Origin of the sequence: Actinomyces ihuae, assembly GCF_001457875.1 — a bacterium.
Lineage (GTDB): Bacteria > Actinomycetota > Actinomycetes > Actinomycetales > Actinomycetaceae > Pauljensenia > Pauljensenia radingae_A.
The window spans coordinates 1,315,363-1,330,370 of the sequence record NZ_CZPX01000005.1; the positions used below are offsets into that span (position 1 = coordinate 1,315,363).

6 protein-coding genes are annotated in these 15,008 nt (G+C 60.6%); all 6 read left to right on the forward strand.

The genetic code is table 11. The features are described from left to right. Positions 1–14 precede the first annotated feature (14 nt). The 6 genes from BN3002_RS10380 (at position 15) to BN3002_RS10405 (ending at position 14,992) form a co-directional block, all read left to right on the forward strand. Entirely contained in the window at positions 15–1,730 is a 1,716-nt protein-coding gene (locus tag BN3002_RS10380; protein WP_058237766.1) for a glycoside hydrolase family 13 protein, read from the forward strand. Between the two features lie 322 nt (positions 1,731–2,052). Beyond that, the gene (locus BN3002_RS10385; protein WP_257525650.1) at positions 2,053–8,280 is read left to right on the forward strand and encodes an Ig-like domain-containing protein; all 6,228 of its coding nucleotides are present in this window, start codon (positions 2,053–2,055) and stop codon (positions 8,278–8,280) included. Positions 8,281–8,391: 111 nt separating this feature from the next. After that, positions 8,392–9,357 (forward strand): AAA family ATPase, encoded by a 966-nt coding sequence (locus BN3002_RS10390; protein WP_058237768.1) that lies wholly within the window; start codon positions 8,392–8,394, stop codon positions 9,355–9,357. Beyond that, the gene (locus BN3002_RS10395; protein WP_058237769.1) at positions 9,358–10,569 is read left to right on the forward strand and encodes a DUF58 domain-containing protein; all 1,212 of its coding nucleotides are present in this window, start codon (positions 9,358–9,360) and stop codon (positions 10,567–10,569) included. Beyond that, positions 10,566–13,226, forward strand: coding sequence for a transglutaminase TgpA family protein (locus BN3002_RS10400; RefSeq protein WP_058237770.1), 2,661 nt, complete (start codon positions 10,566–10,568; stop codon positions 13,224–13,226). Before BN3002_RS10395 ends, BN3002_RS10400 begins: the two co-directional genes overlap by 4 nt. After that, complete coding sequence (locus BN3002_RS10405; protein WP_058237771.1) at positions 13,223–14,992, forward strand: serine/threonine-protein kinase; 1,770 nt, start codon at positions 13,223–13,225, stop codon at positions 14,990–14,992. The genes BN3002_RS10400 and BN3002_RS10405 overlap by 4 nt, the downstream gene beginning before the upstream one ends. Positions 14,993–15,008: the final 16 nt, after the last annotated feature.

A 15,008-nucleotide genomic window follows, 5' to 3' on the forward strand; every position in this document is an offset into this window, starting at 1 on the left:
CGAAGGAGACCCTGATGCCTGCAGCACCTACGCCCGAGTCGCACGCACGCGTTGACGCCGACACGACGCTCAGCACAGACCCACTGTGGTGGCGCCAGGCGGTTGTGTACCAGATCTACCCGCGCAGCTTCGCTGACTCGAACGGCGACGGGCTCGGTGACATCAAGGGTGTGACCTCACGGGCAGACTACCTGGCTGACCTCGGTGTGGATGCTGTGTGGCTCAGCCCCTTCTATCCTTCCGAGCTGGCTGACGGCGGATACGACGTGGCCGACTACCGCAACGTGGATCCACGCCTGGGAACGCTTGACGATTTTGACGAAATGATCGGGGCCCTGCATGGACGAGGCATCCGCGTCATCGTTGACATCGTGCCCAACCACACCTCACGCATGCACCCCTGGTTCCAGGAAGCTCTGGCAGCGGGCCGCGGGTCAGCGGCGCGTGAACGTTACATCTTCCGTGAAGGCACTGGCCGTGACGGCTCGCAGCCCCCGACGGACTGGACCTCCACGTTCGGCGGTGCCGCATGGGAACAGGTTGAAGACGGACAGTGGTACTACCACTTCTTTGCCCGCGAGCAGCCGGATCTGAACTGGGATCACCCCGATGTGCGCGAGGACTTCCTGACAACACTGCGCTTCTGGTCTGACCGCGGTGTCGATGGTTTCCGCATTGATGTCGCCCACGGACTGGCGAAAGACCTCAGCGAACCGCTGCCCAGCCAGGCAGAACTCGACGCTATGCCGATGGATGGACACCACCGCATCTTTGACCGCGACGAGGTTCAGGACATTTACGCTACCTGGCGTGAGGTCTTCAACTCCTACGATCCGCCGCGCACAGCGGTTGCCGAGGCGTGGGTGAATCCTGACCGGGTGCCTCGGTACGCAAACCCGAACAGCCTGGGACAGTCCTTCAACTTCGACCTGCTTGAAGCCGACTTCAACGCCGACCAGTTCCGCACGATTATCACCGACAATTTGGAGCTGGCCAGTTCGTCAGGTTCCTCGAGCACATGGGTGTTGTCGAACCACGATGTTGTCCGCCATGCCACGCGCTACGGCCTGCCCGATGCAGTGCGCACTCATGGTCCGAGGCCCGACAAGCCGGTGGGTCAGGACTGGCTGCTGACAGGTGGTACCGAGCCGGAGCTTCATCGTGAACAGGGATTGCGTCGTGCGCGCGCCGCCACCATGCTCATGCTGGCACTGCCCGGATCGTCCTACATCTATCAAGGTGAAGAGCTCGGCTTGCATGAAGTGGCGGAAATCCCGGCCGATCAGCGTCAGGACCCGACGTTCTTCCGCACCAATCAGAAAGAAATCGGTCGCGACGGCTGCCGCGTCCCCTTGCCGTGGGTCCATGACGCCGCGAACTTCGGATTTGGAGGACCGGCCCACCTGCCGCAACCCTCATGGTTCGCAGACAGCGCAGTCGACGTGGAATCTGCCCGCGAAGACTCGACGCTGTCTCTGTACCGGCGTGCACTGCATCTGCGCCGCACACTGCAGGGCGCCGAAGAAATGGAATGGGTCGACGACAGCATCGAGGCACCGCACAGCGACCAGGTGCTGCATCTGCGCCGTCCCGGTGGCTGGGACGTGATCACGAACTTCAGCACCGAGCCGATCCCATTCGACACCAGCACAGCCATCCTGACCAGTGAGCCGCTGACCGACGGTGTCCTGCCTGGTGAGACAACCATCTGGTGCGCACCGCGCAGCTAAGCTACCGTGAACCCCCTCGTGCCCGCGCAGAAGCGTCGCATTGTCGGCGCCTCTGCCCGGGTCGTGGGGACTCCATCCCTCGCCCGCGTGGGAACCGACAACTGAGCGCGATACACGTGAGAAATAGGAACGAATTTTCGCCTGCCTCTGTCTTTATTCGGATTTTCGTGTCAGACTTACTGCGGTTGCAGTTGTTTCTGCGTATGCGACTCCACTTCTTTGAGAGGACGTGAGCCTGCCCGCCGCCAGGTGGATCATCTGATGCGCAGAGCCGTCACATGCTGATCATTGTTTCAATGAGACCGTGATGAAGGAGGCGAGAGTGAGGACGACGTCTGATTTTCCGCAGAGTCGACCTGAACCCGTTGGGCAATCCGAATCAGGCACCCAACCCGCTACCGGATCCAAGTCAGTGAACGGCAACAACGTTTCCCCTTTTCTTTCTGCACCCCCGATGCCTCCCGGCGACGAGTACTCGCCCGCCAATCAGGGCGGTAACACGCTGTCGCGTCGGCTTCACCTGAGTCGACGGGGACGACAACTCAAGAAGCAACTCGCGAAAAATCGACGCAAAATCCCAGCCATTATCGTGTTGGTGTTCTGCCTGATTGTCACCACGCTGGCGCTGCTTCATCCGGGCGTGCCAACATCCCAGATCGACGTGAATGACGGTGGCATATGGGTGACAAACTCCTCGCGCCAACTGGTCGGTCACCTCAACTACCAGACTCGGCGCCTCGATGCCGCATTGCGCACAGACGCCGCCCAATTCGACATCGGCCAGGCAGCAGATACCGTCACGTTTTCTGATGAGAGCACCAACTCGATCGCCCCTATCGACGTGGCCGGCGTGCGCATGGGTGCCACAACGTCGCTGACTGAACGCGCCCAGGCAGTGCAAGGCGGAGAACGGATCGGTGTGCTGGACGGCGCGGAAGGAAACCTGTGGGTCCTGCCGGCATCCGAGCCCTCGACCGTGCCGATGGGAGACGACAGCGCGATCGAAACAGGCCTTACCTCAGGTGTGGTGACAACCAGCGTCAATGGAACCGTCATGGCGGTGTCGGCAGCAACCGGCCAGTTCGTGACAGTCACGCGCCGCGGCTATGTCGATCAGAAACACAGTGTCGACATCCCTGATATGCGCGCCGACGCATTGCTGCAGATCACGGCGGTCGGTGAACAACCAGTCGCCCTCGACCAGTCAACCAACACGCTGTTCCTCCCTGACGGGTCCGCACGATCCCTGTCCGATGAAGGCGTCCCAACAGATGCCATCCTGCAAAATCCCGGCCCCGACCATGACGCGGTTGTACTGGCCAACCCGAATTCCCTGATCAGCGTTCCCCTCAACGGCGATCCCGTGACGATCACCCCCGCGAATGAGCAGAACCGTTCAGGAAAGCCGGCGGCTCCCACACGACACGAAGGATGCTCGTACGGCGCGTGGGCAGGCTCGGGCTCCTATGTGCGTCTGTGTGACGACGCGGCCAATGACACGTCGATGGATGTTGACACCCTCAAGTCTGCGCGCAACATCTCGTTTAGAACCAACCGTAAGCTCATCGTCCTCAACGAAATTAACGAGGGTGGCATCTGGCTACCCGACATGAACATGGCGTTCATGGATGATTGGGATGAGATCGACCAGGAGATCGACAAGGAAAAAGAAGAAGAGGAATCGCCTGAATACACCGACGAAATTATCGACCCTCAGCGCAAGGACAAGAACACTCCACCTGACGCCGTTGATGATGAGTTCGGTGTCAGGCCAGGCCGAGCCACCACGCTGCCTGTACTGCAAAATGACACGGACATCGATGGTGATGTTCTGACAGCCAGACCGATCAGCCAGCCTCAGATCGGAGCGGTGACACCGACGCGTGGCGGCCAGGCGTTGCAGATGACGGACGTGCCCGATGATGCGTCGGGCAGCACCACTTTTGTGTACGAGGCATACGACGGGCAGGCATCTGACAGTGCGACGGTGACGATCAGTGTGCACCCCTGGGATCAGAACGCCGGCCCGGTGCAGATCCGCAAGAACCCGCAGAAACTGGGAGCGGGAGCTGCCATTGAGTACAACGTGCTGCCGGATTGGAACGATCCGGACGGCGACCCGATCTTCCTGCAGTCCGCCAGTGCTCCTGACGGTATCCAGGTGCAGTACCGTGAAGAAGGAACCCTGAATATCCGGGATCTGGGCGCAGCGCCCGGCCAGTACGAGGTGAACGTCGTAGTCTCTGACGGGCGTGCCGAAACGCAAGGTGTCGTACCCATCGTCGTACAGCCACCAGGCAACATTCCACCTGTTGCGCACGCCGATTTCTATGTGGCGAGAGCCGGCGAAGCCCTCGAAATTGAACCGCTGACCAACGATACGGATCCCAACGGTGACGGCCTGACGCTGGTTGGTGTGTCTGAAGCTCCAGCCGGAACACAGCTCACGCCCGACCTGGCTCTCGGATCCATCACGTTCAAAGCACAGGCACCGGGTACCTACCAGTTCACCTACACCATTTCAGATGGCCCTTCGACCGTGTTGGGCATCATTCGCATTGACGTGGTGGAAGCTGACTCCAATGCAGTCCCCGTTGCTGACGATGACCTGGTTGTCCTGCCTGCTGGCGGTGAAGCACTTGCCGCACCGTTGAATAATGATTCCGATCCAGCCGGCGGCGTCCTGGTCATTCAGCAGGTGGAGCCGACGGACAAACTGGGCCTGCGCGTCACACTGGTCGATCGCCACCTCCTGCGCATCACGGCACCTGGCGGCCTCGATGAAGCCGTCAGCTTCCAGTATTCCGTTTCCAACGGGTCCCATACTGCCCAAGCGCGGATCACAGTCGTCCCGTCACGAGCGCTCGACGACAAGAAACCACCCGTTTTGCAGCCCGACCATGCCAAAGTGCGTGTCGGAGACGTCGCTTCGGTCCCCGTGCTGGAAAACGATCGCTCGCCGGCCGGCCTGGCAATGAAAGTCGATCCGAAACTGCAGTTCGAGGAAAACTCGCAGGTCGGAACCCCCTTTGTAACAGGTAACCTGGTGCGCTTGGAAGCAGGCACAACGCCAGGTGTGATGCATGTGTCGTACACGGTGCACGACATGGTCGGCAACATGGCGACATCGACAGTCGTGTTCGAAGTGGTCGCCCTCGAAGGTGCCAACGCGGCACCGCAACCTCGCCCTCTGACAGCGTGGGCCGTGTCAGGGCAGACGACTCGAATCCCTGTCCCACTGTCCACGATCGACCCTGACGGCGACTCCGTGACACTGGTGGGTATCGAGCAGGCACCGTCCAAGGGAACGATTGAATTGGGCACTGACTGGATCGAATACACGCCTGCGCGCAAGACCACCGGCACGGACGTATTCACCTACATCGTTGAGGACCGTCAGGGCAAGCAGGCAACCGCACGTGTGCGCGTCGGTATTGCGCCACCGGCGGGTAGTAATCAGCCACCCACTGCTGTTAAAGACGTTCTGTTGGTCAAACCTGGGCGCACGATCATGGTGAACGTTCTAGCCAACGACATTGACCCTGACGGGGATTCAATCTCGCTGGTTCCCGATTCGCTCAGCGTGCTGGACGACGCCCTCGAAGCTGAAATTGTGGGAACCGGGATCCAGGTTGAGGTTCCAGAAGCTGCCGGAACATACGTCATGTCCTACCAGGTCACCGACTCGCGTGGCGGTGTGGACAACGGGACGTTGACGATCAATGCGAAGAACGATGCGCCCCTGATGCCTCCGATCGCTCGCGATGACGTTGTGGCGCTGGCTGATATGCCTGACAGTGAGATTGTGCCGATTAACGTGGTGGAAAACGATGAGGATCCCGACGGAACCGTCGCAGACCTGGTTGTGTCCACACGCGCTCCAGACGCTGAAGTCAAGGGCGGAATCATTGAAGCGAAGGCATACGAGACGCGACGGCTCTTGGTCTACACGATTACCGATCAGGACGGCCTCTCATCCTCCGCAGTGGTGTCGATTCCGGGAACCGATCAGACCAGACCGCGCCTGGACCAGTCGCACCTGCCGATCAAGGCACGTGCCGGCAGTGACGTCGTCATCGACATTCGGGACCACGTCATTACGAGGGCGGGCCGTACCGCGATGATCACGGACGAATCCAGGCTCAAAGCATCATGGGGGCTGGATCCGAAGATCGTGCTGGAGGACCAGCATCGCCTCACCCTGCACACCGACCCGGAATTTTCCGGTAAGACATCCGTTTCCTTTGAAGTACGTGACGGTGTTGCATCGGATACATCAGCCTTATCAGCTGTGCTCTCCCTGCCGATTGTGGTGCAGGCAGTGAAGAACCAGCCACCGGCTTTCATCCCGACGAGTGCGCGTGTGGCTGCAGGTGAAGAACCCATCACGTTGGACCTGTCGGCGATGGTCGATGACCCGGACGACGCTGACCCTCAAGGATTCAAGTATGCGCTGGTGAAGAGTCCTCGTGTTGTCAGCGCGAAACTTGATGGGCATATGCTGTCCCTTCAGGCCGGCGTTGATCAGGCCACCGGCACCACGGACCAGGTCACGATCAGTGTTGATGACGGGTCAGGGCCGGTAGTCGGTGAGATCCCGGTGACGGTTGTCGCCTCCACGCGGCCACTCATTCAGGTGTCGGACGCGCTCATCGACGCTGCGAACGCTGGCGGTACGGAAACGATCGATCTGACGAAGTACACAATCAACCCGTTCCCGGAAACGCCGATACGGATCGTGTCAAGCCAGATTGAAATCGGTGAAGGCACCGTGGATCCGCAGGGCACAGTCCTCCACATCACGCCAGCTGTTGGTTTCCACGGGCAAATGACGGTCAACTATCGCCTGATTGATGCCACCAATGATCCGGGGCGCATCGTGGAAGGTAACGTGCGGTTAGTCGTGCGTGATCGGCCCGAACCACCATCCAACGTGTCGGTGATGGCCACGGGCCCTGGCAGAGCAACTGTGACATTCCAGCCCGGAGCGGACAATGGTGCTGCTATTACCTCCTTCACCTTGACGGATGTCACGACCGGTCAGGAGTTCACTTGCGATGTTGCGTCCTGCCCGCTTAGCGGTCTGGCGAACGGCCTGAAGCATTCGTTCTCAGTCGTGGCACACAATGATGTTGGCGCATCCGATTCATCTCCTGCATCCGAGCCTGTCCTGGTCGACGTTCAACCATCCCAGCCTGCCGCCCCGACGCTTGCTGCTGGCGACGGGTCGGTGACGGTGACGTGGAATCCACCGGCAAATGAAGGATCACCGATCACCGCGTACGAAGTGACGCTCTCTGACGGCCAGACGCAGCGAGTAGACGGCGCAACGACATCAGTGACATTCACCAACCTGACGAACGGTCAGCCCTACTATGCCTCCGTTGTGGCATTGAACTCCTCGCCGTCACCCTCACAACCATCCGAGCCATCTGCCCAGGTCGCGCCCTTTGGACCGCCCCTGAAAGTGTCGATCACGGACATTCGGTCAACACCTTCTGCCGATGATCCAAACCTTGCTGCGGTCACTGTCAGCTGGGCAGTCGAGTCGGACAACGGCAGCCCGCTGACCGCTGCGCACGTCACATTGAGCGGTGGCGGAAAGGGCGACGTCGCGTTGAACGGTGAGCTGTCTGGGGAAATCACGTTGCAGGCGCAGCCGCAGGAAGGCGTGGTAGCCACCGTGTGGGTTGACAATGCGGCAGGATCGTCACGTGAGGTCAAATCCAAGCGTTTCACTGTGTTCTCGACGCCGGTTGCGATCGATCTTCCGACGGTTACAGCAACCGGAGAAGCAGGTACCGCGAAGGTGACGGCTGAAACGAAAAAAGGTAACGGTTACAATCGCGGAGAACTTGAGCTTCAGTATTCGGTGAATGCAGGTCAGTGGACACCGTTGCAGGGCAAGACCATCACGGGACTGCCTGACGGGCAGGAGGCGCGGATTACATTCAGGCAGGTTGCTCCCGGCCGCGCCGACGGGCCAGCGACTGAAGAAGTAGTGGTGATGACGTACGGACAGCCGACGATTGACAGCTTCACGGCAACCAGTACGCCGGACGGAGTCGACCTGTCGTGGGCCATCACTCACAACGCCGGAGCTCCCATCACATCGATCACCGTGAAGTACAACGGAAAGAGCGAGGACATCCCCGTTTCGGAAACGAGCCGGCACATCGATGTGGACACCAGTACGAACGTGAAATTCAAACTGGTCGTGCGAGCTGAAAAGTTTGATCGGGACATCACCAAGGAGGCGACGAGCCCGGCGCGAGGCACGATTACGCCTGTACCGTCCACGTGCAATGCTGAGATGTCGGACAAGTTCGATGATTGTCACACCTTCAAAGTGGACGCGGATGGATGGGATGGTAGTTTCCTGCCATTGCGATGCGAGTTCAGGTCGGATGTAGACAACCAGACGTACCAATTTCAGATTGACTCGAACGTGGTGATTAAGCCGTCGAATGCGCCTACCCATGTCACAGACCGGGAAACCATGAAGAACTGGCTACAGGATGGCACCCTCACATGCGAAACGTCACAATAACAGGTGAGCAGTGGAACTGGACGGGAATAGTACGCATGGCAGTACCTGAACCACCCTCGTCAATGAGCTGCCAACGACTGGCCAGCAACCAACGCACAGTAAGGAGCATGTATGTCACTCAATGAACGCGATGCCACAGAGTTCGCCGAAATGTTCGCCGCGTTGGTCGACGCGATTTCGCTGGCAGTGCTGGACAAGAAACAGGCCATTCGACTGACGTTGACGACACTGTTCGCTGGCGGGCACCTGCTGCTCGAGGACGCGCCCGGAACAGGAAAAACGGCTCTTGCGCGCGCGCTGGCGGCAACTATTGACGGGTCACACTCGCGCATCCAGTTCACACCTGACATGCTCCCCTCTGACATCACGGGCGTGAACATGTACGACCAGCAAAAACACGAGTGGGTATTCCACCGCGGCCCAATCTTCGCCCAGATTGTGCTGGCCGACGAAATCAACCGTGCATCGCCCAAGACGCAGTCGGCTCTGCTGGAAGTGATGGAAGAAGCGCACGTGACGATCGACGGCGTTTCCTACCCGGCTGGCGAACCCTTCATGGTCATTGCTACCCAGAACCCGGTCGAACAGGCCGGCACCTACCCGCTGCCTGAAGCGCAACTGGACCGATTCCTCATGAAAACGTCACTGGGGTATCCCTCGCGTGCAGCCATGATCGAAGTCCTTGACGGCGCGGCTGCACCGGACCGGTCACGTCACCTGCACCCCGTCGTCTCAGCCCATGAAGTCGACACGTTCCAGGCGATGGCCGCCGACAACCACACCGACCGCGCGGTTTTGGACTACATTGCCGCACTGGCCGAAGCCACCCGCGAAGACGAGTCCTCCATGTTGGGCGTGTCCACGCGAGCCGCCATCGGCATGACTCGATGCGCACGTGTATGGGCCGCAGCACAGGGACGTCACTTCGTGCTGCCTGACGACGTGAAAGCGCTCGCAGGACCTGTGTGGGAGCACCGCATCATCGTGGATCCGGACGCCGCTTTCGCTGGCGCAACGCCGGCCGGTGTTGTCTCGCGTGCACTGACTTCCGTTCCCGCTCCGATCACGGGTGCCTAAATGCCGCAGGAGGCTCAGCGTCGAATATCCATCATAGGTGGAGTACGTCGTGCATGGGACATCGCCATTTCCACGATCACCATCAGTGGTGTCGGACTGCTGTGTGGTGGCATCGTGGCGACTATCCTTGCCTTCACCGCGCATTGGCGCGAAGCAGGGATCGTTGCCGTTGCGTGCGGATTATCCCTGATCGTCGCGCTGATCTGGATCATTGGGCGCGCTCCCCAGATCGTCAGCGTGGAGCTTCCTCAGACACGAACCGTGGCCGGACGCACCATCATTGGAGAGCTGCGCGTGCGCAACGACCATGCCCGACCGTCCCGCTCCCACGTCATTGAACTGCCGGTCGGATCAGGTGCCGCCCAGTTCGTCGTCCCTAATCTGGCGGGCAGGAGCTCGTGGTCGGAAGTATTCGCAGTTCCCACCCGCAGGCGCGGTATCGTCACGGTCGGTCCGCCCAGTTCAGTGCGCTCCGATCCGGTGGGTCTGTTCCGCAGAGTCAGAGCATGGACGAAACCGATTCGCGTCTACGTCCACCCGCGTACAGTGCGCGTTCCTTTCGACGCGACAGGCTTCCAGGCAGACATCGAAGGCGTGGTGACAGCTAAACTGTCCTCCTCCGACGTGTCGTTCCATGCGTTGCGGGATTACCAGCCCGGCGATGACCGGCGAAACGTTCACTGGCCGACCACTGCCCGCACGGGTCGCCTGGTTGTGCGTCAGTTTGAGGAAACCCGCCGCTCCCATCACGTGATTTTCATCGATACGTTGCGTGATCACTGGGAAGAAGAACCGTTTGAGACGGCGCTGTCCATCGCCGCTTCACTGGCTCTGACGGGCATCACCGCGTCGCACCAGGTTTCGATGGCAACCTCGTCACGCCCTGTTTCCACACTGTCAGCGACCCGTATGCTCGATGAACTCACTGAAGAAAGCTGGCGAGTGGAGGACCAGGACCTGAGTGAGCGTCTGCGTGAAGTCCTCACGTCGTATCCCAACGCGTCCGTTCTCACGCTGATTGTTCCGGCAAGCGTGTCATATGACGAGATCGCGCGCCTGTGCCATCTGCCGAGCGTTGACGTCATCGTCGGCGTGATCCGCGTGGACCCGGACGCGCCCTCATCTCGATCCAGTTCGTCACGAGCAGTCGTCGCCACCTGTCCGACACTGGAGTCGCTTCCCCGCATGCTGGCACGCGGAGGGCTGCGATGAGTGCGAACACGTTCGACCGCCCGCCTGCAGGTGCACAGCGTCCACGCCGTTTTCGTGTGCGTAATGGACGAGGGCGACTGACACGAAGCCCGTTGCCTGTCTGGTCATGGATCGTTTTGGCGGTACTGTTCATTCCGGTGATTGCAGCGCACGAACCACTGTTTGGCCACGGCCTGGGATTGCGCGCTGCGGGTAGCGGTGTTGCGGCAGGTCTGATCCTTGCGGCACTGTGCACCTACTGGCGCTGGGACGTGATCACGAGCGTGGCGGCACTGTTCGCGACGCACCTGCTGCTCGGCGGTATCGGCTCACTACCTGAGACGCTGTACGCACACGTCATTCCCACCGGGCGCACCGTTCAGTTCCTGGTCATGCAGCCCGTTGTCGCGTGGCGTGACCTGCTGACACTGGCACCACCCGCGTCATCATATGTCGGCCCGTCGGTTATGCCGTGGATCTGCGGATTGCTGTGCGCATTCGCGACCGGGGTGATGACCATGCGGCGCGGCTGGGTTGTTGTCGGTACCATTCCGTTGGCGCTGATGGGCATCATCGCCGTGGCGTGGGGCCCCAGCGGCATGCAGCCGCCGGTGTGGGCAGTCATGGTGTGGTTCCTGGCGATCATCATGTGGTGGATGTGGTCCGTTCAGCATCTGCGCCTCCATTCTGATTTCGACATCCTCATCGGCCGGCGGGCTCGTCGTGCGGCAGGCATGACGACAACCGGACATAACACCTCGACACGGTCGGTGCGGCCAGTTCGCGCCCACGTGCTGCAGCAGGCTGTGGTCGCCCTCGTCATCACGGCATGTACGACCGCGCTCGCATTTCCTGTCACTTTTTACGTCGGATCGTGGGATGAACGCACAGTCCTGCGTGATCTTGTGGAGCCGCCGCTGGACCTGCATGACTATCCCAGTCCGCTTGCGGCCTTCCGGCATCTGACAACCGAGGAACGTGACGAGACGCTGATATCGGTGTCGCAACTGCCTCATGGGGCGCGCGTGCGCCTGGCAGTCATGGACACGTATAACGGCATCACATTCGGCATGTCCGATCCTGAGGAAAGCCCTGTCGGTAGCTACATTTCAGTGGGCAGTCAACTGCCGGTGTGGCCCTCTCCGATCGGTTCAGTGCGCGCAGATACGAGGGTGACAACGTCTGGCCTGATGGGGCCATGGGTTCCAACGATGGGTCAGGCCGAAGTCATCGAGTTTTCAGGCGACCAGGCGCAGCGATACCAGGATGGCCTGCACTGGAACAGGTGGGCAGACGCTGCGCTGACCACCGGGTCGGACGGGGATGATCTGAGCTATCACCTGGTCGCTGATGTGCCACCGCGCTGGTCTGATTCGCAACTCGCAGGTGCCGGCGCAGTGTCGGTGGAAGGACAGCCTGACACGAACGTTCCTGACGGTGTCAAAGAACTTGCCGTCTCAATGTCAGCGATTGAATCGACTCCGATCAAGAAAGCCCGGGCCATTGAACGTACCTTGGCGCAGAACGGGTATTTTTCCAACGGGATGGATAAGAGCTCGCGGTCAGGACACCGGGCAGACCGACTGGCACGCATGATCGATGACGATCAGATGGTGGGCGATGACGAACAGTACGCAACTCTGATGGCTCTGATGCTGCACTCTCTGGGTATGTCGGCGCGCGTCGTGATGGGTGCCTATCCCAGTGACCCCGTCACAGGGGCTGCACTGGATCAACTGCAGGGGAATGCGGCCAGTGAAGCGCCGGCGCGTTCAGTTGGTCTCAAAGGTGCGGATCTGCACGTGTGGGTGGAGGCTGAATTTGTCGATGTCGGATGGGCGATTTTTGATCCCACACCCCCACGCGACAACATCTTTTCCGATCCGATCCCGGATCCGACTCCTACTCCGCGCCCGCAGGTTCTGCAGCCACCGAATCCGCCGGAAGAGCCACCGGAGCTTCCGCCGGCGATAACAGAGAAGAACACGCCATCCGATTCGGAAGCACCTGTCCCTGTCCCATGGGGCGTGATCCTCACCTCGGTCGGTATAGCGTTGCTCATCATCGTGCCAATTGCAGCAATTCTGCTGTGGAAGGCTCGACGCCTCTACAAGCGGCGTCACAGTTCTCCGCTGCCATCAGTGGAAGGCTCATGGAACCAGACGGTCGATCTTGCGGCTGATGCCGGAACCCGGCTTCCTCGCGACATGACACGTGCAGAAGCAGCGTGGAGCCTTGCGGACAGCGTGTGGCAGGACACTCACGAGGACACAGAGTCGCCCTCGCCTGTCGTTGATGAGTCGACGGAAGCGTCAGCTGACTGGCGCGTTGCCGGGCAGACAGCACCGGCGACGGTGCTCCTGGCATCTATTGCCGACCGCGCGCAGTTTGGACAGGACGTCGTGACGAAGGATGATGCCAACCGAGCCTGGGGTTACTATTCGCAGTTGAAGGCAGAACTGCGATCCAGGCAGTCCTGGTTCCAGCGGGCACTGACCGCGCTGTCCGTCAGGTCGCTGAGGCGGCACCGGCACCGCCGCGGAGGCTCCACCCATGCCGAAAAGCCCCGCACAGAACCCCGGTGGCGCTTCTGGAAACGGCGCTCGCGCCGCGATCATCGTCAAAAGGCACACTCCGATCATTCTGTCCGCACGTCCTCACCTAAAGGAAGACCATGACAAGTCAGAACAACCAATGCCCACAGCTTGAGGGATACACGTTCAGACGCGCATTGGGTCACGGTGGCTTTGCGGATGTCTACCTCTACCAGCAGCATGTTCCCTCGCGCGACGTTGCCGTCAAAGTGGCGCGCAACCATGAAGGCACTGACGCAGACGAGGCAGTGATCCGGGAAGCTGATGCGATGGCGGCGACATCGGCTCACCCGTCGATCCCATCACTGTATGACGTGGGCACCACTGCTCAGGGAGATTCCTACCTGATCATGGAGTACTGTCCCGTGACCAATGTGTTGCAACAGGTGCGTTCCCAACCGATGTCCGTGCGGCGTGCCCTGGACGTCATGATCCAGCTGTGCGGCGCAGCGGAAATGGTGCACCGGGCAGGATACGTCCACCGCGATATCAAACCATCCAACGTCATGATGAATGCATATGGTCACCCGATGCTCACTGATTTTGGGGTTGCCGCCAAGTTGGGTGCTCCCGCTTCCCATTCCGCTGACGGCTTCTCGGTGCTGTGGGCGCCACCTGAGCAGCAGGTGTCTGGCACGCCCGCCCACCCCTCGATGGATATCTGGGCGCTGGCCACGACCGCGTGGACGTTCCTGACTGGGCGTTCACCCTTTGAGGACCCGGTGGGCGACAATTCGGCCGTGGCTGTGGCTGGCCGCGTCCAGGAAGGGCGCATCGGCTCGCTGAACCGCTCTGACGTGCCACAGGTATTGGAAGCTGCGTTGCGTCAGGCGCTGTCAGTGGATCCACGCCAACGCCCTGCCTCAGCAGCAGAGCTGGGCCGGCAGTTCCAGCGCGCCCAGGAAGTCATGCATCAGCCGATGACGCGCATGGAGCTTCACAGCGCCGGGCCGCACGATGACCTGACAGCCGTGCAGGACACGTCTATTGATTCAGATCAGACCAGGGTGCGTGCCATTCGCACCATTGATCCGTCGATGTCAGGTGCAGATAACCGCCGAGCAACGACGTCGGTAGAGGGACGAACAACGGACGGCGGCTGGAGCACAGTGGTGCCTGGAGGGCACACTGCAGGCACCGCTCGCGGCGACGCCAGAGACGATGCGTCCGAGCAGGCAGCATCTGAATCCTTTGTCTTCGCTGATTCACAGTCGTATGCTGTCGAGCCCGACCAATGGGTCTCTGAAGAGGACAGACTGGCTCAGATTGAACGCGAGAACGCGGCTTTTTCCTCCGATACCGTGCGGCCGGCACGACGCCTGTCGCTTCCCGTCATTATCGTCATCGCATGCGTGTGTGTGCTGGCGTGTGCCGGGCTGGTGGTTGCCCTGCTCACCGGCGGGGGAGGCACAATATCGTGGAACGGTCTATCACCTGCGCCAGGCCCGATCAATAACCCGACACCCGCACCTCCCGCCCCGGTGGACCCCATCGGTCAGACTCCGCCCTCGCCCACGTCAGTAAGCGGCGTTGTCGACGGCGATGTCATCCACTGGTCGTGGCGCCACCACATGTCCGCAGATTCGTCCGGCCAGTCGGGCGCTCAGGATGATGCAGGCCAGCAGGACAGCGCCATGCAGTCTGATTCTGGCGGCCAATCCGGCGACGAACAGGTCATCGAATTCTTCTATGTGATGAGCGGCCCTGAAAATCTCAACCAGTCGGGCAAGACTCAGGTGCAGTCACTGGATACGCACGCATTGTCGGGAGAGAACTGCCTGGAGGTGACAGCCGCCATCAGGGGAGGCCGTCAGTCCGATTCAGCCAAGGCCTGCGTCGATGTGCCGTAGGACGTTCTGCCGCCTC